Below are 24,777 nucleotides of genomic sequence, written 5' to 3' on the forward strand. Positions count from 1 at the left end.
CACCGGCTCCGTCAGGACTGCACCGGCACGGGCTCCATCAGTGCGAACACGTCGTGCGCCAGGTCGGCGAACCCGGCGTGGGCGGCCTCGTCGTCCTGGTCCACCATCCACGCGAGCTCGATGCCGTCGATGCGCAGCGCCGTCGTCCGCGCCAGCGCCCCCAGGTCGATCCGGAACGTGACGCCGGCCACCTCGGCCAGCCGCTGCAGGTACTCCCGCGTCATCGCGATGCTCTGCTTGAGGTGCGCCTGCGCCACCTCGCGCAGCACGGGCGTCCGCGCGCCGGAGACCGCGAACTCGAAGGTCAGCAGCCGCATGTGCTGGTTCTGCTTGAGGCCCACCAGCAGCGCGTCGACGGTGGCCTTCGCCAGCGCCGTCCGGTCCGGCCCCGCATCCAGCGCCGCCAGCACCTGCTCCGACGCGCGCATCGCGATGCTGCGGCCCATGGCGCGCAGCATCGAGTCCTTGTCGTCGAAGCAGTAGTGCACGGTGCCCAGCGAGATCCCGGCCTCCTGCGCCACGCGGCGCACGGTCACCGACTCGACGCCCTCGCGCAGCGCCACGTTCAGGCCCGCCTCGACGATCTCCGCCCTGCGCTCGTCGAGCGGCTTGCGCTTGTTGTTCATGCCCTGCTCCCGCCGTCCGGCACCACCAGCGCTGTGGCGATGGCGGCTATCCCCTCGCCGCGGCCGGTCAGGCCGAGCGCGTCGGTGGTGGTCGCGGTCAGGGAGACGGGCGCGCCGGCCGCGGCGGACAGCGCCGCCTGTGCCTCGTCGCGCCGTGTGCCGACTCGCGGATGGTTTCCGATCACCTGGACTGCCACGTTACCGATCATGTACCCCGCAGCCCGGACGCGCCTCGCGGCCTCCGCGAGCAGCGTGGTCCCGGACGCTCCTGCCCACTCGGGACGGCCCGTCCCGAAGTGCGATCCGAGGTCGCCAAGGCCGGACGCCGAGAACAGCGCGTCCGCCGCCGCGTGCGCCGCGACGTCGGCGTCGGAGTGGCCGGCCAGGCCGCGTTCCCCCGGCCAGTGCAGGCCCCCGAGCCACAGCTCCCGGTCCGAGCCGTCCGGCGCGAACGCGTGCACGTCGACGCCGATGCCGGTCCGCGGCAGAGGATAGACGGCCGGGCCCGGCGGGTCGGTGCTCGACGGCTCGGTCATGCGTTGGTCTCCTGCAGCACGAGAGACGCGAGCCACAGGTCGCGTTCGGTGGTGATCTTGAAGGCGGCGGCGTCCCCCGCGACGATGTGCACCGGCTCGCCGATGGCCTCGACCAGGCCCGCGTCGTCGGTCGCCGCCAGGTGCTCCGCGACGGCGCGTGCGGCGCCGCTGTGGTGCGCGCGCACCAGCAGGTCGCGCGCGAAGCCCTGGGGGGTCTGCACGGCCCGCAGCATCGACCGGTCGGGTGTGCCGGTGACGAGCTCGACGTCGCCGTCCGGGCACACCTGCTTTACGGTGTCGGTCACCGGCAGCCCCGGCACGACGGCGCCGTGGCCGCTGCGGACCGCCTCGACGACCCGCCGGACGAGCTCCGGTGGGACGAGGGGGCGCGCGGCATCGTGCACGAGCACCACGTCGTCAGCGGGCCGGGCAAGCGCCAGGCCCGCGCCGACGGACGCCTGCCGGGTGGGGCCGCCGCCGGTCACCTGGACGGAGAGCTGGACGCGCGGGTCGTCGGCCAGCAGGTCGGTCATGACGCCGACGAGGCCGTCGGGCGCCGTCACGACGAGTGAGTCCACCACGCCCGACGCCGAAAGGCGCCGGGCGGCGTGCAGGACGAGCGGAAAGCCGTCCAGCTCCACCAGAGCCTTGGGCAAGTCCCGCCCCAGTCGGGATCCCGAGCCGGCGGCCGTCAGGATTGCAAGGGTCGTCATCTCGTCGCAGGTCCCCACAGGATCGTGATCGAAGCGAAGGATCCCGTGGGGCGCGAGCACCGGGTCCTGACGGTGCCGTCAGGGGTGCCAGGGATCCTGTGGGTGGGTCAGGAAGCGAGAACCTCGTCGAGGATCGCTTCGGCCTTCTCTTCCTCCGTGTGCTCCGCCAGCGCCAGCTCGGACACGAGAATCTGCCGTGCCTTGGCGAGCATGCGCTTCTCACCTGCGGAAAGGCCCCGGTCGGCGTCCCGGCGGGACAGGTCGCGGACGACCTCGGCCACCTTGATCACATCGCCGGACGCGAGCTTCTCCAGGTTCGCCTTGTACCGGCGCGACCAGTTGGTGGGCTCTTCGGTGTACGGCGCACGCAGGACCTCGAACACGCGGTCGAGGCCCTCCTGGCCGACGACGTCACGCACACCCACGAGGTCGACGTTCTCCGCCGGGACCTCGATGGTGAGGTCGCCCTGAGCGACCTTGAGCTTGAGGTACATCTTCTCTTCGCCGCGAATCTTGCGGGTCTTGATCTCTTCGATCAGCGCCGCGCCGTGGTGCGGGTAGACAACCGTCTCGCCTACTGTGAACGTCATCTGCAGATGTCCCCTTTCCCTGAAACCAGGTTACCACGGCGTGATCTGCGGAACTTGCACCCTTGGCCTTCGCCGAGCGCGGTTCGACGGAGCGTTTTCGCAGGTCAAAGCGCCGCAGACAGCGCGAGGCGGTGCGATCGACGGCACCGCACCCTCGATCGGATCGTTCCGGAGCCGTGACCGTTGCCACGCCCTGACCGGGCAGTTCGTCCCGGGTCGCGATGCGCGGGCACACCCGCGGGACCACTAGGATGTGGCGGGGATCCGCCCCGCCCGAACCAGACGAACCTCAGGGAGTTCACCGTGTCCCGTCGCGCCACCGCCGTCCGAGGCGCCCGCACCATCGCCCTCGCGGCGGTCTCCGCCACGGGGGCCCTCCTCCTGGCGGCCTGCTCCCCCACCACCACGACGCTGAACTACGACCCGTCCGACGGCGTGGGCGTCTCCGTGCTGGGCGAGGAGAACCGGGACCTGCGGGGCATCAACCTGCTGGTCGTGTCGGCCGCGGAGGGCGAGGCGGGCAACCTCCTCGGGGCGCTGGCGAACGAGACCACGGAGGACGCGTCGTTCACGCTGGAGGCCCCTGGCGCCTCCCCCGTGACCGTCGAGGTTCCCGCCGGCGCCACCGTGTACCTGGGCACGGAGACCGGCGAGGCCGTCCAGCTCGACGCCGTGGACGCGGCACCCGGCAACTACCTCGACGCGACGCTGAGCGTCGGCAGCGACGCCAGGGAGTTCCAGCTCCCGGTCCTCGACGGCACGCTGCCGGAGTACGCGGACTACCTGCCGGCTGCCGCGGCGCCGTCGGTGTCGCCGTCCGTGTCGGCGTCGCCGTCCGCCTCCCCGTCGGTGTCGCCGACGGAGTGACCGCGGCTCCGTAGACGCCCCGCAGGGCCGCGTAGACACCCCGTAGGCACGACGAAGCCGGTGGGTCCGGCGTGGGAGACCACGCCGGACCCACCGGCTTCGTACGTCGTCAGCCGAACGTCACCCGAAGCGGCCCGAGACGTAGTCCTCGGTCGCCTTCTCGGTCGGCGAGGAGAAGATCGTCGCCGTGTCGTTCATCTCGATGAGGCGGCCCGGCTTGCCGGTGCCCGCGATGTTGAAGAACGCCGTCCTGTCGCTCACGCGCGCCGCCTGCTGCATGTTGTGCGTGACGATGACGATCGTGAAGTCCTTCTTGAGCTCCTGGATCAGGTCCTCGATCGCGAGGGTGGAGATCGGGTCCAGGGCCGAGCACGGCTCGTCCATGAGGATCACCTGCGGCTTGACCGCGATGGTCCGGGCGATGCACAGACGCTGCTGCTGGCCGCCGGAGAGGCCGGAGCCGGGCTTCTCCAGCCGGTCCTTGACCTCGTTCCAGAGGTTCGCGCCGCGCAGCGAGCGCTCGACCAGGTCGTCCTGGTCGGACTTCGACATCTTGCGGTTGTTGAGCTTCACACCCGCCAGCACGTTGTCCCTGATGGACATCGTGGGGAACGGGTTGGGACGCTGGAACACCATGCCGACCGTGCGGCGCACGGCCACCGGGTCGACGTCGTCGCCGTAGAGGTCCACGCCCTCGATCTCCACCGAGCCCTCGACGTGCCCGCCGGGGGTCACCTCGTGCATCCGGTTGAGGGTGCGCAGGAACGTGGTCTTGCCGCACCCAGACGGGCCGATGAAGGCCGTCACGGACTTGGGATCGATCGTCATGGACACACCTTCGACAGCGAGGAAGCTGCCGTAGTAGATGTTCAGGTCCTTCACGTCGATGCGCTGTGCCATCGGGTTACTTCCTTATGTGTGAGCTGCGGCTGAGCGGGTTCTGCGCGTCAGCGCAGCTTGGGGGCGAACCACCGGTTGACGAGGCGGCCCACGATGTTGAGGAGCATGACAATGACGATCAGGATGAGCGCAGCACCCCAGGCGTTCTGGTACGAGATGTCCGGGACACACTCGAGCAGGCTCTGGCCCTCGCGGCACGTGGCCAGGCCCTGGCTGTACTGACGGTAGGTGAAGACGGGCAGGGTCATCATCCGGCCGTCGAACGCGTTGAAGTTGATCGAGTCGGTCACGCCGACGGCGACCAGCAGCGGTGCGGTCTCACCGATCACGCGCGCGATGGCGAGCAGGACGCCCGTCGTGATGCCGGCCACCGCCGTGCGCAGCACCACCTTGATGATGGTGAGCCACTTCGGCACGCCCAGGGCGTAGGACGCCTCGCGCAGCTCGTTCGGGACGAGCTTGAGCATCTCCTCGCAGGACCGCACGACCACCGGGATCATCAGCACCGAGAGCGCCATGGACCCCATGATCCCCAGGCGCGTACCGGGGTCGAGGAAGACGGTCATGAACGCGACGATGAACAGGCCGGCGACGATGGACGGGATACCCGTCATGACGTCCACGAAGAAGGTCACCGCCCGCGCGAGGGCACCGCGCCCGTACTCGACCAGGTAGATCGCGGTGAGCAGGCCGATAGGGACCGAGATCAGCGTGGCCCAGCCGGTGATGATGAGCGTGCCCATGATGGCGTGGTAGATGCCGCCGGACGGGTCCCCACCGAAGATGCCGCGCATCGAGGTGTTCAGGAACTCCAGGCTGAGGCGCCCGCCTCCGCTGAACAGCACGGTCCACAGCAGCGAGACCAGCGGGATCATCGCCAGGACGAACGCAGCCCAGATCAGGACCGTCATGAACCGGTCCATCGCCTTGCGCCGGGGCTCGGCCGCGGTCAGGAGGGCGCGAGTGCGCTCGGTCGCGTCGGTCGTGGTGACACTCATCAGTTGGCCCCCGAGAATTCCTTGCGGCGCGCCACGATGGCGCGGGCGGCCATGTTCACGGCCATGGTGATCAGGAACAGCGCGAGGCCGGTGGCGATCAGCGCATTGACCGCCAGGCCGCTCGCCTCGGCGAAGTCGAGCGCGATGTACGCCGCGATCGTGTTGTGCTGCGCGGCGGTCAGGATCTCCAGCGAGTAGATGAGGAATCCGGGGCTGATGATCATCAGCACCGCCATCGTCTCGCCGAGCGCGCGGCCCAGGCCGAGCATCGCGGCCGAGATCACGCCGGACCGGCCGAACGGCAGGACGGCGGTCCGGACCATCTCCCAGCGGGTGGCGCCCAGCGCGAGCGCTGCCTCCTCGTGCAGCTTCGGCGTCTGCAGGAAGACCTCCCGCGACACGGCGGTGATGATGGGCAGGATCATGACCGCAAGCACCACCGAGACCGTGGCCAGGACCTTGCCGGTGGCCGAGACGTCGCCGGAGAACAGCGGGAACCAGCCCAGGTTGTCACCCAGCCAGAACCAGATCGGCCTGAGCACCGGCGCCAGGATCAGGAAGCCCCACAGGCCGTACACGACCGACGGGATGGCCGCGAGCAGGTCCACCAGGTAGCCGAGGAACTGGGCCAGGCGCGGGGGTGCGTAGTGCGAGATGAACAGGCCGATGCCCATCGCGACGGGCATCGCCAGCGCCAGTGCGAGCAGCGCCGCGAGCAGCGTGCCGAAGATGAGGGGGCCCGTGAACTCCACGAGCGAGACCCCGTCCGGGATCCGCCCGACCGCCGCGGACAGCTCGTCCGTCGGCGCGACGATGGCGGGCCAGGCGCGGAGGAACAGGAACACGGCGACGGCGGCCAGGACGGCCAGGATCAGGGCCCCCGCACCGGTGGCGATCCACCGGAAGACCCTGCTGAAGCCGCGCTCGGTGGTGCCACGCCGCCGGCGGCGTGCGGGTGCCCGGGTAGCGGACCCTCCGGGCTGTGCCGGGGGTTTCGGGCTGTCGGTCGTCGTCACGCGAGGTCCTCGCTGCTCGTGGTCACGTGTCACATCTTCCTTCACTCACAACCGCGCCGGTGGTCGCTCGGCCCGCCCGGTCGGGCGACCCGAGCGACCACCGGCATCGGCGCGTGCTCAGACTCTAGGCCTGACTCAGCCGGCCGCCGAGATCGTCTCGACAGCGGTCAGGAACTCGTCGCGGAGCTCCTTCGGCACCGGGGCGGAACCCGCGGCCTCGGTGCCCTGCGCCTGGCCCTCGTCGCTCAGGATGTAGCTGTACAGGCCCTTGACCAGGTCAGCGGTCGTCTGGTCCTCGTAGGTCGCGCAGGCGATGTGGTACGAGACCAGCACGATCGGGTAGGTACCCGGGATGTCGCGGGCCAGGTCGTAGGCCCACACCGTGTCGGCGGTGCCCTCGACGCGCGGCGACTCCGACACGACCGCGGCGGCAGCCTCGGGGCTGTACTCGACGAACTCGTCGCCGACACCGACGGCCACCGTGCCCAGCTCGCCGATCTGCGACGCGTCGGCGTAGCCGATCGTGCCCTCACCGGCGGTGACGGTGCTGACCACACCGGAGGTGCCCTGAGCCGACTCCTGGCCCTCGACCGGCCAGACGTCCTCGACCTCGAAGTCCCAGATGTCCGGGGCCACGGTATTCATGTACTCCACGAAGTTCTCCGTGGTGCCCGACGGGTCGGACCGGTGCACGACCGTGATGTCCAGGTCGGGCAGCTCGACGCCCTCGTTGTCGGCGGCGATCGCCTCGTCGTTCCAGTTCGTGATGTCGCCCTTGAAGACCGAAGCGATGGTCTCGGGGGACATGTTGATCGTGTCGATGCCCTCGAGGTTGAAGGCCACGGCGACCGGGCTGATGTAGCCCGGGTACTCGATGACGTCGCTGCCGCACTGCTCCTCGGCGGCGGGCAGCTCCTCCTCGTCGAGCGCGGAGTCAGAACCGATGAACGGGAACGCGCCCGAGATGAAGTTCTCGCGGCCCGTGCCGGAGCCGGTCGGGTCGTAGTTGACGGTGACGTCGGGGTACTGGCTCTGGAAGCCGGCGCGCCAGGCCTCCATGGCGGACTCCTGCGACGACGCACCGCCACCGCTGAGCTCGCCGGACAGGTCCATCGCGGACTCGGAGCCCTCGCCGGTCGGTTCGCCCGTACCGGGGTCGGTGCCGCAGGCTGCGAGGCTCAGCGCGAGCGCGCCCACCATGACAGCGGAGCCAACGCGGGGGAATCGGCTGATCTTCACGTGTAGTTCCATCCTGTTCAAGTCGTACGCGCGGCGAGTGCCGCAACGTCAGTCGGGACGCTAGGCAGGTGGAGTGACCTCATCACCAGGTCCGGGTTAACGGACGGTGAACAAGCCATCACGGAGCAAGTGATGCCCAGCACTTTCACCATGGCATGCCCTTGCTCTCTTCACCCGTCGCAGCGCCACATCGGTTATCCGCCCGCCTGGTCTTCCGGACGGTCCTGGGTCAGGTAAATGGCCTCGGCGGCGTTGCTGATCCAGGCTTGCACGTCAGGCGAGATCATCGCGCTGCCGGCCGCCCCGGCAGCGCGCTGCTGCCCCTCGGGGGATGCGACGTACTCGACGAACTCCTTGACGAAGTTGCCCTTCGCCTTGTCCTCGTACCGCGAGCACACGACCAGGTAGGAGACGAGCACCATCGGGTAGGCGAAGGGCTTGTCGATCTTCCGGTCGAGGACGAACGCCAGGTCGTGCTCGTAGCGGTTCTCGATCCGCGGCGAGACGTCGACGACGGCGGCAGCGGCGTCCGCGCTGTAGGGCACGTACTCCTCGCCCACCTTGATGGAGACGCGGCCCAGGTCGGAGGTGCGCGAGGCGTCGGCGTAGGTGATGCCGCCCGGCGTCGAGCGGACCGTGTCGGTCACGCCGCTCGTGCCGTCCGCCGCGAAGCCCCCCTGCATCGGCCAGAGGCCGTCCGGCTCGTACGGCCACGCCTGGGGCGCCGTCGCGTGCAGGTAGTCGGTGAAGTTCTCCGTCGTGCCGGAGTCGTCGGAGCGGTGCACCGGCGTGATGCCCAGCGCGGGCAGTCTTGCCTCGGGGTTCTCCGCGACGATCGCCGGGTCGTTCCACTGGGTGATCTGGCCCGTGAAGATCCGCGCGATCAGGTCGGAGGACAGGTTGAGCTGGTCGACGCCCTCGACGTTGAACGCCACGGCGATCGGGCTGATGTACACCGGCAGGTCGATGGCGTTGCCGCCGTCGCAGGCCGGGCCGGAGGCCGCCATCTCCTCGTCGCTGAGCGCGACGTCGGAGGCGCCGAACGCCGTCTCGCCCGCAAGGAAGGCCTCGCGGCCGTCGCCGGAGCCGACGGCGTTGTAGCTGATCGCCGCGCCCGGGTGCTGCTCCTGGAACCCGCTGATCCACGCCTCCATCGCCGACTCCTGTGACGTGGCCCCGGCCCCGCGGAACTCACCGACGATGGTGGGCTCCGGATCGGCGCTCGGTTCGTCGCCCGAGCCGAAGCCGGGCAGCCCGACGGCGGCGCAGCCCGCGAACGGCAGCACGAGGGCGCCCGCGGTGGCGCCGGCGAGGAGACGGGTGTATCGGGTGGTGCTCACGGTCCGCGAAACTACTCAGGGGCACGGTCCCGTGAGCAAACATCAGGTGAACGGAAGGTGACCAGAATGGCGAGAAGGCCGTGAGTTGCAACACTTCCCGGCGTCCCGCCGCGGGTCACCCCTCGTCGTCGGCCAGCTTGTAGCCCAGGCCGCGCACGGTCAGGAGGTACTTGGGCGAGCCCGGGTCGGGCTCGATCTTCGAGCGGATGCGCTTCACGTGGACGTCGAGGGTCTTGGTGTCGCCCACGTAGTCGGCGCCCCAGACCCGGTCGATGAGCTGGCCGCGGGTCAGCACCCGGCCCGCGTTCCGCATCAGCAGCTCGAGCAGGTCGAACTCCTTGAGCGGCAGGGCCACGCTGTCCCCGCCGACGGCTACCGTGTGCCGCTCCACGTCCATCCGGACCGGCCCCACCTCCAGCACGCCGTCCTCGTCGTGCTCCGCCGCGTCGGCGGGCTGCCGGCGGCGCAGCACCGCCCGGACCCGGGCGAGCAGCTCGCGGTACGAGTAGGGCTTGGTGACGTAGTCGTCGGCGCCGAGCTCCAGGCCCACCACCTTGTCGATCTCGGAGTCCTTCGCGGTCAGCATGATGACCGGCACGTCGCCGCGGGCCCGCAGCTCCCGGCACACCTCGGTGCCCGACAGCCCGGGCAGCATCAGGTCGAGCAGCACCAGGTCGGCCCCTTCCGCGTCGTACGCGGCGAGCGCCGAGTTGCCGTCGGCGGCCTCGACCACCTCGAACCCCTCACGGGTGAGCTGGTACGTCAGCGGGTCCCGGTACGACTCCTCGTCCTCGACCACCAGGATGCGCGTCACGCACCTACCTCCTCGTTCTTCGTGGCCCCGCTGTTCGTGGCCTTCTGCTGCCCCTGCTCGCCCTGCGGGCTGTGCTCATCCTGCCGTCCGGCGTCCCCCTGCGGGACGTCGGACGGGTCACCCCGGTCCTTCGCATCGCCCTGCTCTGAACCGTCGCGCTGTTCCGAACCCTCGCGCACCACGCCCACCAGCGGCGGCGGTGTGACCCGGCCGGGCCGGTTCCCGTCCGGACGGTCCGCCGACGGGATCCGCAGCGTGAACGTCGAACCCCTCCCGGGCTCGGACCACATCGTGACGTCGCCGCCGTGGTCGGCCGCCACGTGCTTGACGATGCTCAGCCCCAGCCCGGTACCCCCAGTGTCGCGCGACCGCGCGGGATCCACCCGGTAGAACCGCTCGAAGACGCGGTCCTGCGCGTCCTCGGCGATCCCGACGCCCTGGTCGACGACCGCGATCTCGACGAGGCCGGCCCGCTCGTTCACCCCGACGCCCACGCGGCTGGCGGGCCCCGAGTAGGCGACGGCGTTGTCCACCAGGTTGCGGACCGCTGTGACCAGGAGGTTGTGGTCACCGTAGACCTCGGTGTCCAGGTCGCCGCCCATCGTGATCGCGATGTTCTTGGCCTGGGCCGTGGTCCGCGCCCGGTCCACGGCCTCCTCCACGACCTCGCGGATCGGGACCGGGGTCAGCTTCGGCACCGCGCCGGCACCCTGCAGGCGCGACAGCTCGATGATCTCCTGCACCAGCGCGGACAGCCGGACCGCCTCGCGCTGCATGCGCTCGGTGAACCGGCGGACGGCGACCGGGTCGTCCGCCGCGTCGGCGACGGTCTCCGCGAGCAGCGCGAGCGCGCCCACCGGCGTCTTGAGCTCGTGGGACACGTTGACGACGAAGTCGCGGCGGATCGCCTCGACGCGGCGCGCCTCCGTCCGGTCCTCGGCCAGCACCAGCACGCGTTCCAGGCCCAGGGGCGCGACACGCACCTGCAGCAGCACGGTGCCCTGGCCCACCGGGCCGCGGGGCAGCTCCAGCTCCTGCTCGCGGATCACGCCGTCGCGCCGCACCAGCGCCACCAGGTCGGTGATCGCAGGGTGCACGAGCGCATCGTTGCGCACCACACCCAGCGCGTAGGCCGGCGGGGAGGCACGGATCACCTCGTCCTCGCCGTCCAGCACCACGGCGGCGGAGCGCAGCACGGAGAGCACGCGGACGAGCCCGCCGTCGAGCTCGTCGGGTTCGGCCCGGGGGACGGCATGCTGCTGCCGCTCGGAGACGCGGAACGCCACGGTGGCGACCACGCCGACGATCACACCAAAGATCCCGGCGGCCAGCACCGGTACCCCGGAGATGATTCCGTCCACATCTCCAGGGTAGGTCGACGTTTCAACCGCTGATCGACGCCAGCGGGCCGTCGAGCGATCGTGTCGTCTACTGTTCATGTCGGGGAGGAAGAGCGTTAACCTCCCAGTACATCGCGACGTCGAGCCTTGGCGGGTGCGGGCGGTAGCTGTGCCGTGCGCCGATCCCGGACGTGTCCGGGCGGGCGGCCCGGCCGCGCGTCGGTCCTCCCTGCCGGACGGCGGCGTGACAGCGGACGTGAGGCGTCCGTGCGCCCCGAGTGCGAGAGGAATCCGATGCGACAGATCTTCGAGGCCGAGCTCCAGCAGGTCGGAGACGACCTGACCGAGATGAGCAGGCTCGTCGAGTCCGCCATCACCCGTGCCGGTACGGCGCTGCTGGAGGCCGACCTCCAGCTCGCCCAGGAGGTGATCGCCTCCGACAAGACCATCGACGCCATCGAGGACTCGCTCGACGAGCGGTGCGTGCACATCCTGGCGCAGCAGGCCCCGGTCGCCACCGACCTGCGGATCGTGGTGAGCGCGCTGCGGATGAGCTCCTCCCTGGAGCGGATGGGCGACCTCGCCCGCCACGTCGCCCAGGTCGCGCGGGGCCGCTACCCCGCGCAGGCGATCGTGCCGGAGGCGCGGGACACCTTCGAGAAGATGAACGAGGCCGCCGTGCGCGTGGCCCAGCGCACCACCAAGCTGCTGGCGACCCGCGACCTCGAGGTGGCGGAGGCCATCGAGCGCGACGACGACCTGCTCGACGAGCTGCACCAGGAGACGTTCAACAAGCTCCTGGCGCCCGAGTGGCAGGGCACCGTCCAGGAGGCCGTCGACGTGACCCTCGTCGGCCGCTACTACGAGCGGTTCGGCGACCACGGCGTGTCGGTCGCGCGCCGCGTCACGTTCCTGGTCACCGGCGACTTCGGCGACGAGACGTCCACCGCGCGGTAACACCGCCGCGCGGAGCGCCGCACCCGCCTGTCAGGCGCTCAGGTCACCGCGGTGACCTGAGCGCCTGACACGTTTGTGGGTGGGTCAGCGGCCCTGGTTCGCCACGGCGGCGATGGCGTCCTTGGCGGCCTCGGGGTCGAGGTACGTGCCGCCCGGCTGCACCGGCGCCAGGGTCTCCTCGTCCAGCTCGTAGACCAGCGGGATGCCCGTCGGGATGTTGAGCCCCGCGATGGCCTCGTCGGAGATGCCGTCGAGGTGCTTGACGAGGGCGCGCAGCGAGTTGCCGTGCGCGGCGACCAGGACGGTCTTGCCCGCCTTGAGGTCAGGGACGATCTCGCTCTCCCAGTACGGCAGCGCGCGCTCCAGCACGAGCTTGAGGGCCTCCGTGCGGACGACGGGGGCGTCGGCATAGCGCGGGTCGGCGTCCTGGCTGAACTCGGAGCCCAACTCGATCTCCGGCGGCGGCACGTCGTACGAGCGGCGCCAGAGCATGAACTGCTCCTCGCCGAACTCCGCGAGCGTCTGCTTCTTGTCCTTGCCCTGCAGCGCGCCGTAGTGGCGCTCGTTGAGGCGCCAGCTCCGCTTGACCGGGATCCAGTGCCGGTCGGCGACGTCGAGCGCGAGGTTCGCCGTCATGATCGCGCGGCGCAGCAGCGACGTGTGCACGATCTCCGGCTCGACGCCGGCCTCCTTGAGGAGCTCGCCACCGCGCCTGGCCTCCTCGATGCCCTTCTCGGAGAGGGCAACATCCACCCAGCCGGTGAACAGGTTCTTCGCGTTCCACTCGCTCTCGCCGTGGCGGAGCAGCACGAGGGTGTAGGTCATGGTTCCCATCCTGCCGCACTTTCCGGCACGGGCCGACGGCGGTCCGGCGGGCGGGCAGCCGCTGCCCTACGTCCCGGCGTGGCGCTTCCGCGCGCGCTCGTAGACGTCCAGCATCTCGTCGGCCGCGCGGTCCCAGGCGAACCGGGCCGCCGACTCCCTGGCGCCGGCGGCGAGGCGGGCGCGGCACTCGTCGTCGTCCAGGAGGTTCTTGAGGATCAGGGCCCAGCTCTCCGGCTCGTGGTCCGGCACGAGCACGCCGGAGACGCCGTCCTCGACGACCGTGCGCAGCCCACCCACCGCCGCGGCGACCACCGGGGTGCCCGAGGCCTGGGCCTCGGCCGCGACCAGGCCGAACGACTCGCTGTGCGACGGAACGGCCACCAGGTCGACCGCCCGGAAGTAGCTCACCAGCGTCCGCTGCGGCACGGGGGGCCGCACGCGCACGTGGGCGGCCACACCCTCCTGGTGGGCGAGCGCCTCGAGCTCGCGGACGGCGGTCGGCCGCCCCGAGGCGCCGCCGAGCACGACGAGCAGCGGCGGCTGCCCGCCGTCCTGCTGCCACACCGGCTCCCCCAGCGCCCGCACCAGCACGTCCGGCCCCTTGAGGAGCTGCACCCGCCCGGCGAACAGCACGATCTTCCGGTCCACCGGGAGCGCGAGGCGTTCGCGCAGCTCGGCCACCTGCCGTTCGTGTTCGGCCGGGTCCGGCTCCGCGGCCTGCCGGTCCCGTTCGGTCGGATCCCGCTCCACGGCCTCACCCGGCGAGGTCCCCGCTCCCCCGCGGAACCTCGCGGAGTCCCCGAGCGGCAGCGGGGTGAACACCTCGAGGTCGACGCCGGGCTGCACCACGCGCACCAGGTCGGGGTCGGCGTGGTAGTCGCGCACCAGGTCGGCCGCCTCCTGGTCCGTGCTCGCGACCAGCGCGTCGGCCTCCGCGACCACCTGCTCCTCGCCGATGACCCGGCCCTGCGGCTCCGGCACGTCCCCCGGGGCGAGGGCGGCGTTCTTCACGCGCGCCATGGTGTGCATGGTGTGCACCAGCGGCACGTCCCAGCGCTCCGCCGCGATCCAGCCCACCTGGCCCGACAGCCAGTAGTGCGTGTGCAGCACGTCGTACCAGCCCTCCGGGCGGTGCGCCTCGGCGCGCAGCACGCCCGCCGCGAACGCGCAGAGCTGGCCCGGCAGGTCGTTCTTGTCCAGCCCCTCGTACGGCCCGGCGGGCACGTGGATCACGCGCACGCCCGGCTCGGCGTCGGTCACCTTGGGCTGGGCCGACGACGTCGCCCGGGTGTAGATCTCCACCTGCGCGCCCCGCCGGGCCAGTGCCCTGGACAGCTCCAGCACGTACACGTTCATGCCGCCGGCGTCGCCCGCGCCGGGCTGCTCCAGCGGCGAGGTGTGCACGGAGACCATCGCGATCCGGAGCGGACGGCGCGCGTCGGGCTCGCCGAGGTCGGGCGGCAGGCTGTCGCGCATCAGGCCGCCACGACGCAGGCCGGCGCGGGCAGCTCCAGTCGGTCGATGATCTCGCCGGCGCCCGTCGCGGGGTCGAGCCGGACGGCGAGCAGCTCGCCGGCGTCCTGCGCGGCCACGACGACGAGCTCGCCGCCCTGGCCCGCAGCCTCGCCCTGCCCCGTCTGCCCCGCGATCTCGCCCAGGACCGCGTGGTGGCGCGGCCAGGCGCCCGCGCCGAGGTCGACGTCGCCGACATTCTCGATCGTCAGGTGCCCGATGTCCTGAGGCCCCTGCGCAGCCCCGGGACGGGGCGACGACGCCTCGCCGGAGGCGGCGCGCACCCGGAGCACCGCCAGGACGTCGGGGCCGCGCACCCCCACGTGCACGAGGTCGCCCGAGACGGTGAGGTGCGAGGGGTACCCGGCGGCGCCGTCGGGCATGGTGCGGCCGGTGATCGCCACCGAGCCGACGTGGTCCAGCCGGCCCGGCCCCGACGGGACCAGGACGTGCAGGCGGCAGTCGAGCTCGCCGACCACGAGGACCGTGCCGTCGGGCAGCTCGACCAGGTGGCGCGGGCCCGTGCCGGGCGGCAGGACGGCGGCCACGTGGCCGCCGGACGCCTCCGACTCCGGCGCGTCCGCCGTACCGCCGCCGTCGAGCGGGTAGGTGCGCAGCTCGTCGGTGCCGAGGTCGGCCACCAGCACCCGGTCCCCCCACACGTGCGCGAAGTGCGCGTGCGAACCCTCCTGCCGGTCGACGACCGGGCCCGACCCCGTGTGCCCGAACGTGCGCGGCGCGCCGAGCGTGCCGTCGCCGGCCAGCGGCACCACGGCGGCCACGCCGTCGCCGTAGTTCGCGACCCAGGCCGCCGTGCCGGTGGTGACCACGTGGCACGGGCTCGAACCGCCCGAGGCGACGGTCCCGACGGACGCGAGCGACCCGGCGTCGGACACGCGGAAGGACGTGACGGCGCCCGGCTCGGTCTCGGTCACCGCGAGGAGCGTGCGCCCGGAGGGGTCCAGCGCGAGGAACGACGGCGACGCGACCCGCGTGACGAGCTCGCGGCCCGTGAACCTGCCGTCGGGGCCGATGCCGACGCGCCAGATGCCTTCACCGGTGCCCGGCCCCTCGCCCGACGTCGGATAGGTACCGATCCACAGGGCGGCGGCGGGGGTAGTCATGCGAACAGCCTAGTGACGTCCGGCCGGTGCTCCGGCCGGAACGCACGACGCCCCGGCTGCCCCTGTCCGGGGCGCCGGGGCGCACCATACGTCGTGATCGTCGCGGTCGGCACCGCCGGCGCGGCCGCGATCTGCTGACCGCGGCGAGGTCAGGCGTTGGCCTTCGCGTAGGCGTCCTGGACCTCTGCCGCGATGCGGCCGCGGTCGCTGACCGTGTAGCCGTTGGCCTTGGCCCATTCCCGGACCGCGGCGGTGTCGCTGCCGGAACGGGACCGGCGCGTGGTGGTGGCGGTACGTGCGGCAGGCGACTTCACCTTGCGCGCGTGGCCGACCCACGAGGCAAGTGCGTCACGCAGCTGAGCCGCGTGCTCGGCATTGAGGTCGATCTCGTAGGAGACGCCGTCGAGGCCGAAGTTCACGGTCTCGTTGGCGGCACCGCCATCGATGTCGTCTTCAAGAACGAGCTGAACCTTCTGAACCATACGGGTACTTCCCTTCCGCGCCACAAATTCCGGGGTTAGTTCGCGAGCATGCCGCACTCAATATTGACATGTCAATAATGGGCATGTGCCACCACTCACGAAAACTTCACCCCCTGCGGTGAAGTTCGCGGATTTGATCTGCGAAGGCCGGTACGGATAACCTCGGCGCGGCGGATCAGCGCGAAGGCGAATTCTCCGTGTTTTCTGCTGCCGCCGCCATGGCCTCGCGATCCATTCGCTCGAGAGCCTGGCGCTCGTCCCGGTCCGCCCGGACGATCTTGCGCATCGCAAACCAGAACAGCAGGCCGACACCCACCGAGGGCGTGAGCCCGGCGAGCACCGCGAGCGTCGTATCCATCACAAGATCCTCACAAACTCATCTGCACGGGGTTTGAATCGTCAGGCCTGCGGCTTCACCAGCGGGAAAAGGATCGTCTCCCGGATACCCTGGCCCGTCAGCGCCATGAGGAGGCGGTCGATGCCCATGCCCATTCCGCCCGAAGGGGGCATCGCGAATTCCATCGCGGTCAGGAAATCCTCGTCCAGCAGCATCGCCTCGTCGTCGCCGGCCGCGGCCATCCTGGCCTGCGCCTCGAAGCGCTGCCGCTGGATCACCGGGTCGACGAGCTCGGAATAGCCCGTGGCCAGCTCGAAGCCGCGCACGTACAGGTCCCACTTCTCGACCTGACCCTTTTCCGTGCGGTGGTCGCGCGTGAGCGGCGACGTCTCGACGGGAAAGTCGCGGACGAACGTCGGCGCCGTCAGGTGGTCGCCCACCCGGTGCTCCCAGAGCGTCTCGACGAGCTTTCCGTGATTCACGATCTTCTTGTTGCCGACCTCGACGTCGAGCCGCTCGGCGATCTTCTCGAGTTCCTCCGCCGAGGTGTCGGCGGTGATCTCCTCACCGAGGCTTTCGGAGAGCGAGTCGTACATGCGCAGGTTTGCCCATTCTCCGCCCAGCTCGTACTCGGAACCGTCCGGAAGCGTCACGAGCGTGCTGCCGAGAACGTCCAGCGCCGCAGTCTGCACCAGATCCTGGGTCAGGGCGCCGATGGTGTTGTAATCGCCGTACGCCTCGTACGACTCAAGCATCGCGAACTCCGGCGAGTGCGACGAGTCGGCACCCTCGTTACGGAAGTTCCGGTTGATCTCGAACACCTTCTCGACGCCGCCGACAACCGCCTTCTTCAGGAAGATCTCAGGCGCGATGCGGAGGAACAGCTCCAGGTCGTACGCATTCATGTGCGTCGAGAAAGGCCGAGCGGACGCGCCGGAGGCAATGGTCTGCAGCATCGGCGTCTCGACCTCGAGAAAGCCGCGCCGGTGGAAGTTCTCCCGCAGGGAGCGCACGACGCCGGCGCGCAGGCGCACCATGTCGCGCGCGGCGGGGCGCGCGATGAGGTCCACGTAGCGCTGCCGGACGCGCGCCTCCTCGGACAGGTCCTTGTGCAGCACCGGGAGCGGCCGCAGCGCCTTGGCCGCCATCTGCCACTCGTCGGCGAAGACGCTCAGCTCGCCCCGCCTGGACGCGCCGATGCGGCCGTGCAGGAACAGGTGGTCGCCGAGGTCGACGTCGGACTTGAAGGCGGCGAGCGCCTCCTCGCCGAGCACGGCGAGGCTCAGCATGCCCTGGAGGCGGTTGCCCTCGCCGTCCTGCAGCGTGACGAAGCACAGCTTGCCGCCGATGCGGATGAACACGACGCGGCCGGCGACGCCCACGACGTCGTCCGTCTCCTGGCCGGCCTCCAGGTGCTCGTACTTGGTGCGGATCTCCGCGATGGTGTGCGTGACCGGGACGGTGACCGGGTACGCCTCGGTGCCGCGCGCCAGGAGGCGCTCACGCTTCTCGCGCCGGACCCGCAGCTGCTCGGGCAGGTCGTCGGGCGGCGGGGCGGCGGCACTCTCGGCAGCCGGGTTCTCGGTGGTCACGGAGGCGATTCTATCGGGGGTACAAGCTCAAACTTTCCGGTGTGACGCACGGCGCTCGGCCGCGGGCGACGCGTGGCGCCCGGCTGAGCGAGCCGGGCGCGTGGCCGGGTGAAGGGCGGCGTCTCGCCGCGCGGGCCATATGGTTCAAGCCCGCAGGTCCAGGGCGAGGTCGAGGATCGGGGCGCTGTGCGTGAGGGCGCCGACCGACAGGAAGTCCACGCCCGTCGCCGCGATCTTCCGCGCCCGCTCCAGCGTGATCCGGCCGGTCGCCTCCAGCTCGACGTGCGCGGGGACGCCGTCGTGCCCCTCCCGCGCGCGGACGGCGGCGACGGTCTCGGCGAGGAGGTCCGGCTCCATGTTGTCCAGCAGGAGGAAGTCCGCGCCGGCGGTCAGGGCTTCGAGGGCCTGGGCGGTCGTGTCGGCCTCCACCTGGACCTGCACCTCGGGAAACCTCTCGCGCACGGAACGGATCGCCGCGGCGACCGACCCGGCGGCGACGACGTGGTTGTCCTTGACCATGGCGACGTCGTACAGGCCCATGCGCTTGTTGGTGCCGCCGCCGGCCCGCACCGCGTACTTCTGCAGGGCACGCAGGCCCGGCGTGGTCTTGCGGGTGTCGAGCACCTGCGCGCCCGTGCCCGCCAGCTCCCGGGCGAAGGCACAGGTGGCGGTGGCGACGCCGGACGCGCGGCTGGCCAGGTTGAGCAGGGTGCGCTCGGCCACGAGCAGCACCTGCGTGCGGCCCGCCAGGCCGGCCAGCACCTGGCCGGCCGCGACGGCGTCGCCGTCCTGGGCGTGGAAGGTCACGGACGGGGCCGCCAGGCCGAGCCGGGCCGCCACCTGGTCCAGGACCTCCTGCACCACCACGAGGCCCGCGACGACGCCGCCCTCGCGCGCCACGAGCTCCGCCACACCCGTGGCCGACGGCGGGATGGTCGCCTGCGAGGTCACGTCGCGGCCCGGGGCGGGGCCGAGGTCCTCGTCGAGGGCGGTCTCGACTACCCCGGCGACCCAGGCGGCGTCGAGGCCGGGGGTGACGGTCGAGGGGGTGGGGAAGACGGGGAGGGTGCTCACTGGGTCACCGTATCTGCGGGGGCGGTGGCGGGTGCCCTCGGCGTGGCGACCAGGCAGGTGTCCGTGACCGACCTAACCTTTCCGACGTGCGGATCGCGGTACTCGTCGACGGTCTGGAGTCCACCCGCCAATACCACGCCGACGACGGACGATCCATCCTGGAAGCGAGCGCGAAGCTCACGGCGATCGGCAAGCCGGTGTCCGTCAGCATCATCAGGGACCGGGAAAGCTCGGCCACCCTCGCCACGCTGCCGCAGTCGCCCTACGACGCGCTCGTCATCGCCTCGAACGCGATCCGTCACGCGGACGGGTATGTGGCCAGGGCCGTTCGCGAGCACGCGGAGCAGGTCACGTCCTTTCTCGACCAGGGTCGGGGCCTCATCCTGCTGCACCAGTACACGACGGCCGACACGCAGATCACGACGCCGGACGGCACGGCGCTGCAGTTCGCACGCCGACGCGACGAAGCGGCGCGCCCCCGGATCACGGCGCAGGACAGCCCGGTGGTCAACTACCCCTTTCCCGTCGACCTGACCGCCGAGCTCAGCGCGACCGGACAGCTCGGTCAGCTCGGGTCCTGGCTCTCGGTCCCCGAGTCGGTGCTCCCGGAGTTCGATCCGGTGATCGAGAGCGGCACCGGGGAGACCCTGCTCGCCGTCTCGGCGGCGCACCTGCGATGGCGAGTCGTGGCCTCCGCACTCCCGCTCGACTGGCACGAGGCCACCGGTCTCCTCGCGAACTGCATCGAGTACGCCTGCGTCGGTTCCCCTGAGCTCGTGATCTGGCCCTCCGGTGACGGCACAGCCCTCGGCACGGCCCTTGGACACCTCAGAACCGCCCACCGGATTCGTACGGCCGACCCCGCCGCCGGCTGGCTGCGCACCCGCCGCGTGCTGCACGTCGTCTCCCCGTCCGACGCCGCGGACACCGGTTCCTACCGGGAGGCGACTCGCGGAGGCGCGCTGCTGCTCGCGACCGACCAGACGGGCGAGGCCGGAACGGTCCGGCTGACCGGTCAGGTCGGCGCGCGCCAGTACGTGCTCGCGCGGGACTTCTTCGCCGCCGACCCCGCCTCCGTCGTCCGCCACGGCAGGCTGGACCCCTTCCCGACCCGCAACGTCGTGGTCGCCGCGCGGTACTTCTGCGAGAACGTCGCCGAGTCCGGCACCGAGCGGTGGGATCCCCGGCACGATCGCGAGCTTCGCGCTCGGCTGGGTTCCCTGTTCTACGACGGCATGACCCTCTCGTCGGTCCTGGCCGTGATACAGGTGCTCTGCGCGGCCGACGCTCCCCGGCCGATGGTGGAGGACGCTCTGGCGAGGGCCCGCCTGCTCAGCCCAGGAGACGCGCTGTCGGACGTGCTGCTCGCCGCCTGCGAGGCCGCGTCGGGCGACGGTACCGTGCAGTCCTTCGCCGACGGCCTCGAAGGCCTGGACCTCGACGAGCTCAGCGCGCCCGACCTGCTCCGCGTGCTCGACTGGGTCGGCTGTCTCGTCCTGGTCCTGAAGCTCGACTCGGCGACGCCAGACCTCAGGTCCCAGACGGCACGGCTCGTCAGTGCCCTCGCGCGGTTCGGTGACGACGACGTCTGGCTCAGCCACGAGGGAACGGCCACCGTCGCCCTGGCCATCGCCGCGGTGGCGGTGGCGCCGTCCGACCTCCGGCCGGCCGCGCGGGCCGTCGCCGTGCTGCGCTCGGAGTACGAGACGACGATGGCCTCCGGCACCAACGTCAGTGCCGCGGCGCGGTACGGCCACGCGCTGGCGGCCGTGGAGGAGCTCGCGCCGTTCGTCCTCGACACCCTTCTGGCAGCGACCGCGGGCGCGGCCAGGCACCCGTCGGCCGCTGCGCCCGTCGAGGACCACCGGCCCGCGGCCGCGCTGGCAGCCCGGAACCGCTCGCTCACCGCGGCACTCGAACAGGAGCGGAACAACCTCAGCCGGCTGACGCCGGTCTTCGTCGTCGGCGCCGTCGTCTGCTGGCTGGCCGCCCTCGCGGTCGTAGGCGCCGGGGCGAGCGTCCTCGTCCTCCTCTGGCGGTGGCCCGACATCGCTCAGCTCACGACCGTCCCCGGAGTCCTCGGCTGGCTCCTGCTCGTCGGCGGGGTCGCCTGGCTGCTGGACCGGATGGGCATCCTGCCCCAACGCCTCGGAGCACTCGGCTCACGGCTGCGGGCCGGCGTCCGGCGCCGGCTCCGCGGCTGAGTCCGCGCGCTCTCCGTAACCGCCGCCTCCGGGCGTCTCGATGACGAGGACGTCGCCCGCCCCGAGCCGGACGGTGTCCCGGCCGCCCAGCGCCTCGGCGCCGCCGTCGGCCCTGCGGACCAGGTTGCGCCCCAGCGCGCCAGGGCTGCCGCCGGCCATCCCGTACGGCGGGACGCTCCGGTGCCCGGTCAGCACGCTCGCCGTCATCGGCTCGCGGAACTCCAGCTCGCGGACCACGCCGTCGCCCCCGTGCCAGCGACCCGAGCCGCCGGAGCCGGTCCGGATACGGAACTCCCGCACCAGGACGGGGAACCGCGTCTCGAAGACCTCTGGATCCGTCAGACGGGAGTTCGTCATGTGCGTCTGCACCGCCGAGGCTCCGTCGAACCCCTCCCCGGCACCGGAGCCGGACGCGATCGTCTCGTAGTACTGCCGGGTCGCGTCGCCGAAGGTGAGGTTGTTCATGGTGCCGGAGCCCTCCGCCTGCACCCCGAGCGCCCCGTACAGGGCCCCTGTGATCGCCTGGCTCGTCTCGACGTTGCCCGCCACCACGGCCGCCGGGTAGTCCGGCGACAGCATGGTGCGCGGCGGAATCACGATCTCCAGCGGCCGCAGGCAGCCGTCGTTGAGCGGGATGTCGTCCGCCACGAGGGTGCGGAACACGTACAGCACCGCCGCCGTCGCCACCGACGACGGCGCGTTGAAGTTGGTCGCCAGCTGCGCAGACGTCCCGGTGAAGTCGATGGTGGCCGTCCGGGACGCCCGGTCGACACGCACGCGCACCGCGATGGTCGCGCCGTGGTCGGTCTCATAGACGAACTCCCCGTCGGTCAGGGTGTCGATCACCCGGCGGACCGCCTCCGCGGCGTTGTCCTGCACGTGCCGCATGTACGCCTGGACGACGTCGAGCCCGAACTGCGCCACCATCGCGCCGACCTCCTCGACCCCCTTGGCGTTGGCGGCGACCTGGGCCCTGAGGTCGGCGAGGTTGGTGTCGACGGCGCGGGACGGGTACCGGGCGGAGGCCAGGAGCGCCCTGGTCTCGTCCTCGCGCAGCCTGCCGTCGGCGACGAGCAGCCAGTTGTCGAACAGCACGCCCTCCTCGTGGATGTCCGTGCTGGTCGCGGGCATGGAGCCCGGCGCGATCCCACCGATCTCCGCGTGGTGGCCACGCGAGGCCACGTAGAACAGGATCTCCGTGCCGTCCGCCGAGAACACCGGCGTGATGACCGTGACGTCGGGCAGGTGGGTGCCCCCGTGGAACGGGTCGTTGACGGCGAACACGTCGCCAGGGCGCATCGAGCCGCGCCGGCGTGCGATCACCTCCTTCACCGACGTCCCCATGGACCCGAGGTGCACTGGGATGTGCGGCGCGTTCGCCACCAGGTTGCCGTCCGGGTCGAACAGTGCGCAGGAGAAGTCCAGCCGCTCCTTGATGTTCACGGACTGGGCTGTGGCCCCCAGCCGGGCCCCCATCTGCTCTGCGATCGACATGAACAGGTTGTTGAAGATCTCCAGCATCACCGGGTCCGCCGCGGCGGAGACGTCCGCGCCCGCGCGCGGCGCCGTCCGGCGCGCCAGAAGGTGGCCGGCGGCGGTGACCTCCGCCCGCCAGCCGCCGGCGACGAAGGTGGTCGCGTTCTCCTCCGTGATCAGCGCGGGCCCCGTCACCGTCTGCCCCGGCAGCATGCGCTCGCGGCGGAGCAGGGAGCACTCCCACCAGCCGCCGTCTGCGAACACCCGCACGGTCTCGGCGGTGCTCCCCCCGGCGTCGGGGCCGACGGCGGCCGCCCGGGGCCCGGCGTCGTCCGCTCTGGGCGGGACGAGCTCGGGCCGGCTGCCGCGGGAGACCGCCTCGACGGAGAGGGCTTCGACGACCAGCGGGCGGTCCAGCAGGAACGAGTAGATCGACCGATGGGTGCGTTCGAACTCTGCGGTCATCTCGGCGACGCCGGACAGGCGCACCGGCACCGTCGTGTCCGTCCCGTCGTACCGCAGGTGGGCGGTCACCCTGACCTCGATGCTCACGTCGGCCGCCGGGCCGTCGTCCGACGTCCGCCCGGCCTGCTGGAGGAGGTCGGCGCGGGCCGCCTCCTCCAGGGTGTGTGCGACCGCGCCCAGCCGTTCGACGGCCTCCGGTTCGAGCACCGCCCCGACCGACTGCTCGCGCATGACCGTCGTGTCGGCCAGCCCGATGCCCAGCGCGGACAGGACACCCGCCATGGGCGGTACCAGCACCGTCTCGATGCCCAGGGCGTCGGCCACCGCACAGGCGTGCTGCCCGCCCGCTCCGCCGAACGTGGTCAGCGCATAGCGGGTCACGTCGTGCCCCTTGCGGACGGTGATCTTCTTGACGGCACCGGCCATGTTCGCCACGGCGACGGCGAGAAAACCCTCCGCGACCTGCTCGGGGGTGCGGCCGTCACCGATCTCGGCGGCCAGCTGCGTGAACTCGCGCCGGACCACGTCCACGTCGAGCGGCTGGTCGCCGCCCGGCCCGAAGACCGAGGGGAAGTGCTCCGCCTGGATCCGGCCGAGCAGGAGGTTGGCGTCGGTGACGGTCAGCGGCCCGCCGCGCCGGTAGCAGGCCGGACCGGGCACGGCCCCCGCCGAGTCGGGACCCACCCGGTACCGGCTGCCGTCGAAGTGCAGCACCGAGCCGCCACCCGCTGCGACGGTGTGGATGTCGAGCATGGGCGCGCGCAGCCGCACGCCCGCCACCTGGGTGTCGAAGACCCGCTCCAGCGCGCCCGCATAGTGCGAGACGTCGGTCGACGTGCCGCCCATGTCGAATCCGATGACGTGGTCGAGACCGGCGAGCTCCGACATCCGCACCATGCCCACGATGCCGCCGGCCGGCCCCGACAGGATGGCGTCCTTGCCGCGGAACTGGTGAGCCTCCGTGAGGCCGCCGTTGGACTGCATGAACTGGAGCGGAACCCCGGTCAGGTCGCGCGCCACCCGGTCCACGTAACGGCGCAGCACGGGCGACAGGTAGGCGTCGACCACCGTGGTGTCCCCGCGGGGGACGAGCTTCACCAGCGGGCTGACCTCGGCCGAGCGGGAGACCTGCGTGAACCCGGTCCGCACGGCGAGGTCCGCGACGGCCCGCTCGTGCTCCGGGAAGAGGTGCGAGTGCAGGCAGACGACGGCGACCGCACGGAACCCGTCGTCGTAGGCGGACCGCAGCTCCCGGGACAGCGCGGCCAGGTCCGGGGTCCGGAGGACCTCGCCCGTCGCGCTGACGCGTTCGTCCACCTCGATCACGCGGGAGTACAGCGGTTCGGGCAGCACGATCCGGCGGTCGAAGATCCGCGGCCGGTTCTGGTAGGCAATCCGCAGGGCGTCGCGGAAACCGCGCGTGACCACCAGGACGGTGGGTTCCCCGGTGCGCTCCAGCAGGGCGTTGGTCGCTACGGTCGTCCCCATCCGGACCGCGGCGACCACCGCCGACGGCGCGTCGCCCGCCGCGCCGGCCGAAGCCGCGTCGGCCAGGATGCGCTGTATGCCGGCCACCGCCGCGTCGTCGTACCGCTCGGGATCCTCGGAGAGCAGCTTGTGCGTCGAGAGGGTGCCGTCGGGACGGCGCGCCACGATGTCGGTGAAGGTCCCGCCACGGTCGATCCAGAATTCCCAGGCCACCGCGCCGAGCCTAGACGATGAGCTCCGGTGCCCTGGGCTCCACCACGAC

Annotated in this window: 22 protein-coding genes; 3 read left to right on the forward strand and 19 right to left on the reverse strand. The window is 71.5% G+C overall.

The annotated features are described in order from the left end of the window. Positions 1-11: 11 nt before the first annotated feature. From AC0QU1_RS24115 to AC0QU1_RS24130, 4 genes are all read right to left on the reverse strand, one after another. Entirely contained in the window at positions 12-626 is a 615-nt protein-coding gene (locus tag AC0QU1_RS24115) for a TetR/AcrR family transcriptional regulator (protein WP_483573036.1), read from the reverse strand. Continuing rightward, positions 623-1,162 carry a 2-C-methyl-D-erythritol 2,4-cyclodiphosphate synthase gene (ispF, locus tag AC0QU1_RS24120; protein ID WP_483573037.1) on the reverse strand — a complete coding sequence of 180 codons (540 nt, stop codon included), beginning with the start codon at positions 1,160-1,162 and terminating at the stop codon, positions 623-625. Before ispF ends, AC0QU1_RS24115 begins: the two co-directional genes overlap by 4 nt. Next, positions 1,159-1,875: a 2-C-methyl-D-erythritol 4-phosphate cytidylyltransferase gene (gene ispD / locus AC0QU1_RS24125; protein ID WP_483573038.1), complete on the reverse strand. Its 717-nt coding sequence runs from the start codon at positions 1,873-1,875 to the stop codon at positions 1,159-1,161. Before ispD ends, ispF begins: the two co-directional genes overlap by 4 nt. A 107-nt stretch (positions 1,876-1,982) precedes the next feature. Beyond that, positions 1,983-2,465, reverse strand: a complete 483-nt coding sequence (locus AC0QU1_RS24130; protein WP_020017968.1) for a CarD family transcriptional regulator — start codon at positions 2,463-2,465, stop codon at positions 1,983-1,985. Positions 2,466-2,768: 303 nt separating this feature from the next. On the opposite strand from AC0QU1_RS24130, the gene AC0QU1_RS24135 reads away from it, so the two are divergent. Further along, positions 2,769-3,332: a hypothetical protein gene (locus tag AC0QU1_RS24135; RefSeq protein ID WP_483573040.1), complete on the forward strand. Its 564-nt coding sequence runs from the start codon at positions 2,769-2,771 to the stop codon at positions 3,330-3,332. A 120-nt stretch (positions 3,333-3,452) separates the two neighbouring features. Here AC0QU1_RS24135 and pstB read toward each other — a convergent pair whose 3' ends face one another. From pstB to AC0QU1_RS24170, 7 genes are all read right to left on the reverse strand, one after another. After that, on the reverse strand, positions 3,453-4,232 hold the full coding sequence (gene pstB / locus AC0QU1_RS24140) for a phosphate ABC transporter ATP-binding protein PstB (protein WP_483573041.1): 780 nt from the start codon (positions 4,230-4,232) through the stop codon (positions 3,453-3,455). A gap of 47 nt (positions 4,233-4,279) precedes the next feature. Beyond that, positions 4,280-5,230, reverse strand: coding sequence for a phosphate ABC transporter permease PstA (gene pstA, locus AC0QU1_RS24145; protein WP_483573042.1), 951 nt, complete (start codon positions 5,228-5,230; stop codon positions 4,280-4,282). Next, on the reverse strand, positions 5,230-6,246 hold the full coding sequence (gene pstC, locus AC0QU1_RS24150) for a phosphate ABC transporter permease subunit PstC (protein WP_483573043.1): 1,017 nt from the start codon (positions 6,244-6,246) through the stop codon (positions 5,230-5,232). The genes pstA and pstC overlap by 1 nt, the downstream gene beginning before the upstream one ends. A 135-nt stretch (positions 6,247-6,381) precedes the next feature. Continuing rightward, positions 6,382-7,485: a phosphate ABC transporter substrate-binding protein PstS gene (locus tag AC0QU1_RS24155; RefSeq protein WP_483573044.1), complete on the reverse strand. Its 1,104-nt coding sequence runs from the start codon at positions 7,483-7,485 to the stop codon at positions 6,382-6,384. Between the two features lie 194 nt (positions 7,486-7,679). Then, a complete protein-coding gene (gene pstS, locus AC0QU1_RS24160) occupies positions 7,680-8,825 on the reverse strand; it encodes a phosphate ABC transporter substrate-binding protein PstS (RefSeq protein ID WP_483573046.1) in 1,146 nt (381 codons plus the stop codon). A gap of 115 nt (positions 8,826-8,940) precedes the next feature. Further along, positions 8,941-9,639 carry a response regulator gene (locus tag AC0QU1_RS24165; RefSeq protein ID WP_483573047.1) on the reverse strand — a complete coding sequence of 233 codons (699 nt, stop codon included), beginning with the start codon at positions 9,637-9,639 and terminating at the stop codon, positions 8,941-8,943. Further along, a complete protein-coding gene (locus AC0QU1_RS24170) occupies positions 9,636-11,000 on the reverse strand; it encodes a sensor histidine kinase (RefSeq protein WP_483573049.1) in 1,365 nt (454 codons plus the stop codon). Before AC0QU1_RS24170 ends, AC0QU1_RS24165 begins: the two co-directional genes overlap by 4 nt. A 273-nt stretch (positions 11,001-11,273) precedes the next feature. On the opposite strand from AC0QU1_RS24170, the gene phoU reads away from it, so the two are divergent. Beyond that, the gene (gene phoU / locus AC0QU1_RS24175; RefSeq protein WP_483573050.1) at positions 11,274-11,936 is read left to right on the forward strand and encodes a phosphate signaling complex protein PhoU; all 663 of its coding nucleotides are present in this window, start codon (positions 11,274-11,276) and stop codon (positions 11,934-11,936) included. 84 nt (positions 11,937-12,020) lie between these two features. Here the strand turns inward: phoU and AC0QU1_RS24180 are convergent, their stop codons facing one another. The 7 genes from AC0QU1_RS24180 to nadC form a co-directional block, all read right to left on the reverse strand. After that, complete coding sequence (locus tag AC0QU1_RS24180) at positions 12,021-12,761, reverse strand: phosphoglyceromutase (protein WP_483573051.1); 741 nt, start codon at positions 12,759-12,761, stop codon at positions 12,021-12,023. Positions 12,762-12,827: 66 nt separating this feature from the next. Then, on the reverse strand, positions 12,828-14,237 hold the full coding sequence (locus tag AC0QU1_RS24185) for a glycosyltransferase (protein WP_483573053.1): 1,410 nt from the start codon (positions 14,235-14,237) through the stop codon (positions 12,828-12,830). Next, a complete protein-coding gene (locus AC0QU1_RS24190; RefSeq protein WP_483573054.1) occupies positions 14,237-15,397 on the reverse strand; it encodes a lactonase family protein in 1,161 nt (386 codons plus the stop codon). The genes AC0QU1_RS24185 and AC0QU1_RS24190 overlap by 1 nt, the downstream gene beginning before the upstream one ends. A 149-nt stretch (positions 15,398-15,546) precedes the next feature. Continuing rightward, the gene (locus tag AC0QU1_RS24195) at positions 15,547-15,879 is read right to left on the reverse strand and encodes a histone-like nucleoid-structuring protein Lsr2 (protein ID WP_483573056.1); all 333 of its coding nucleotides are present in this window, start codon (positions 15,877-15,879) and stop codon (positions 15,547-15,549) included. Positions 15,880-16,054: 175 nt separating this feature from the next. Next, entirely contained in the window at positions 16,055-16,237 is a 183-nt protein-coding gene (locus AC0QU1_RS24200) for a hypothetical protein (RefSeq protein WP_483573057.1), read from the reverse strand. A gap of 41 nt (positions 16,238-16,278) precedes the next feature. Beyond that, positions 16,279-17,808 (reverse strand): lysine--tRNA ligase, encoded by a 1,530-nt coding sequence (gene lysS / locus AC0QU1_RS24205; RefSeq protein ID WP_483573058.1) that lies wholly within the window; start codon positions 17,806-17,808, stop codon positions 16,279-16,281. 144 nt (positions 17,809-17,952) lie between these two features. Then, positions 17,953-18,882, reverse strand: coding sequence for a carboxylating nicotinate-nucleotide diphosphorylase (gene nadC / locus AC0QU1_RS24210; protein WP_483573060.1), 930 nt, complete (start codon positions 18,880-18,882; stop codon positions 17,953-17,955). Positions 18,883-18,968: 86 nt separating this feature from the next. Here nadC and AC0QU1_RS24215 point away from each other — a divergent pair, with 86 nt between their 5' ends. Beyond that, entirely contained in the window at positions 18,969-21,086 is a 2,118-nt protein-coding gene (locus AC0QU1_RS24215) for a hypothetical protein (protein WP_483573061.1), read from the forward strand. Here the strand turns inward: AC0QU1_RS24215 and AC0QU1_RS24220 are convergent. Continuing rightward, entirely contained in the window at positions 21,045-24,728 is a 3,684-nt protein-coding gene (locus tag AC0QU1_RS24220) for a hydantoinase B/oxoprolinase family protein (protein WP_483573062.1), read from the reverse strand. The two genes, AC0QU1_RS24215 and AC0QU1_RS24220, sit on opposite strands and share 42 nt — an antisense overlap. Between the last annotated feature and the right edge of the window lie 49 nt (positions 24,729-24,777).

This window comes from Promicromonospora noduliphila (genome assembly GCF_056951025.1).

Bases quoted from the DNA above. Each gene is read 5' to 3' on its own strand.
- AC0QU1_RS24180 (WP_483573051.1), bottom strand. From the start codon at position 12,761: ATGACCTACACCCTCGTGCTGCTCCGCCACGGCGAGAGCGAGTGGAAC.
- AC0QU1_RS24115 (WP_483573036.1), bottom strand. From the start codon at position 626: ATGAACAACAAGCGCAAGCCGCTCGACGAGCGCAGGGCGGAGATCGTC.
- pstB (WP_483573041.1), bottom strand. From the start codon at position 4,232: ATGGCACAGCGCATCGACGTGAAGGACCTGAACATCTACTACGGCAGC.
- AC0QU1_RS24195 (WP_483573056.1), bottom strand. From the start codon at position 15,879: ATGGTTCAGAAGGTTCAGCTCGTTCTTGAAGACGACATCGATGGCGGT.
- AC0QU1_RS24190 (WP_483573054.1), bottom strand. From the start codon at position 15,397: ATGACTACCCCCGCCGCCGCCCTGTGGATCGGTACCTATCCGACGTCG.
- AC0QU1_RS24185 (WP_483573053.1), bottom strand. From the start codon at position 14,237: ATGCGCGACAGCCTGCCGCCCGACCTCGGCGAGCCCGACGCGCGCCGT.
- ispD (WP_483573038.1), bottom strand. From the start codon at position 1,875: ATGACGACCCTTGCAATCCTGACGGCCGCCGGCTCGGGATCCCGACTG.
- AC0QU1_RS24200 (WP_483573057.1), bottom strand. From the start codon at position 16,237: ATGGATACGACGCTCGCGGTGCTCGCCGGGCTCACGCCCTCGGTGGGT.
- pstA (WP_483573042.1), bottom strand. From the start codon at position 5,230: ATGAGTGTCACCACGACCGACGCGACCGAGCGCACTCGCGCCCTCCTG.
- phoU (WP_483573050.1), top strand. From the start codon at position 11,274: ATGCGACAGATCTTCGAGGCCGAGCTCCAGCAGGTCGGAGACGACCTG.
- ispF (WP_483573037.1), bottom strand. From the start codon at position 1,162: ATGACCGAGCCGTCGAGCACCGACCCGCCGGGCCCGGCCGTCTATCCT.
- AC0QU1_RS24130 (WP_020017968.1), bottom strand. From the start codon at position 2,465: ATGACGTTCACAGTAGGCGAGACGGTTGTCTACCCGCACCACGGCGCG.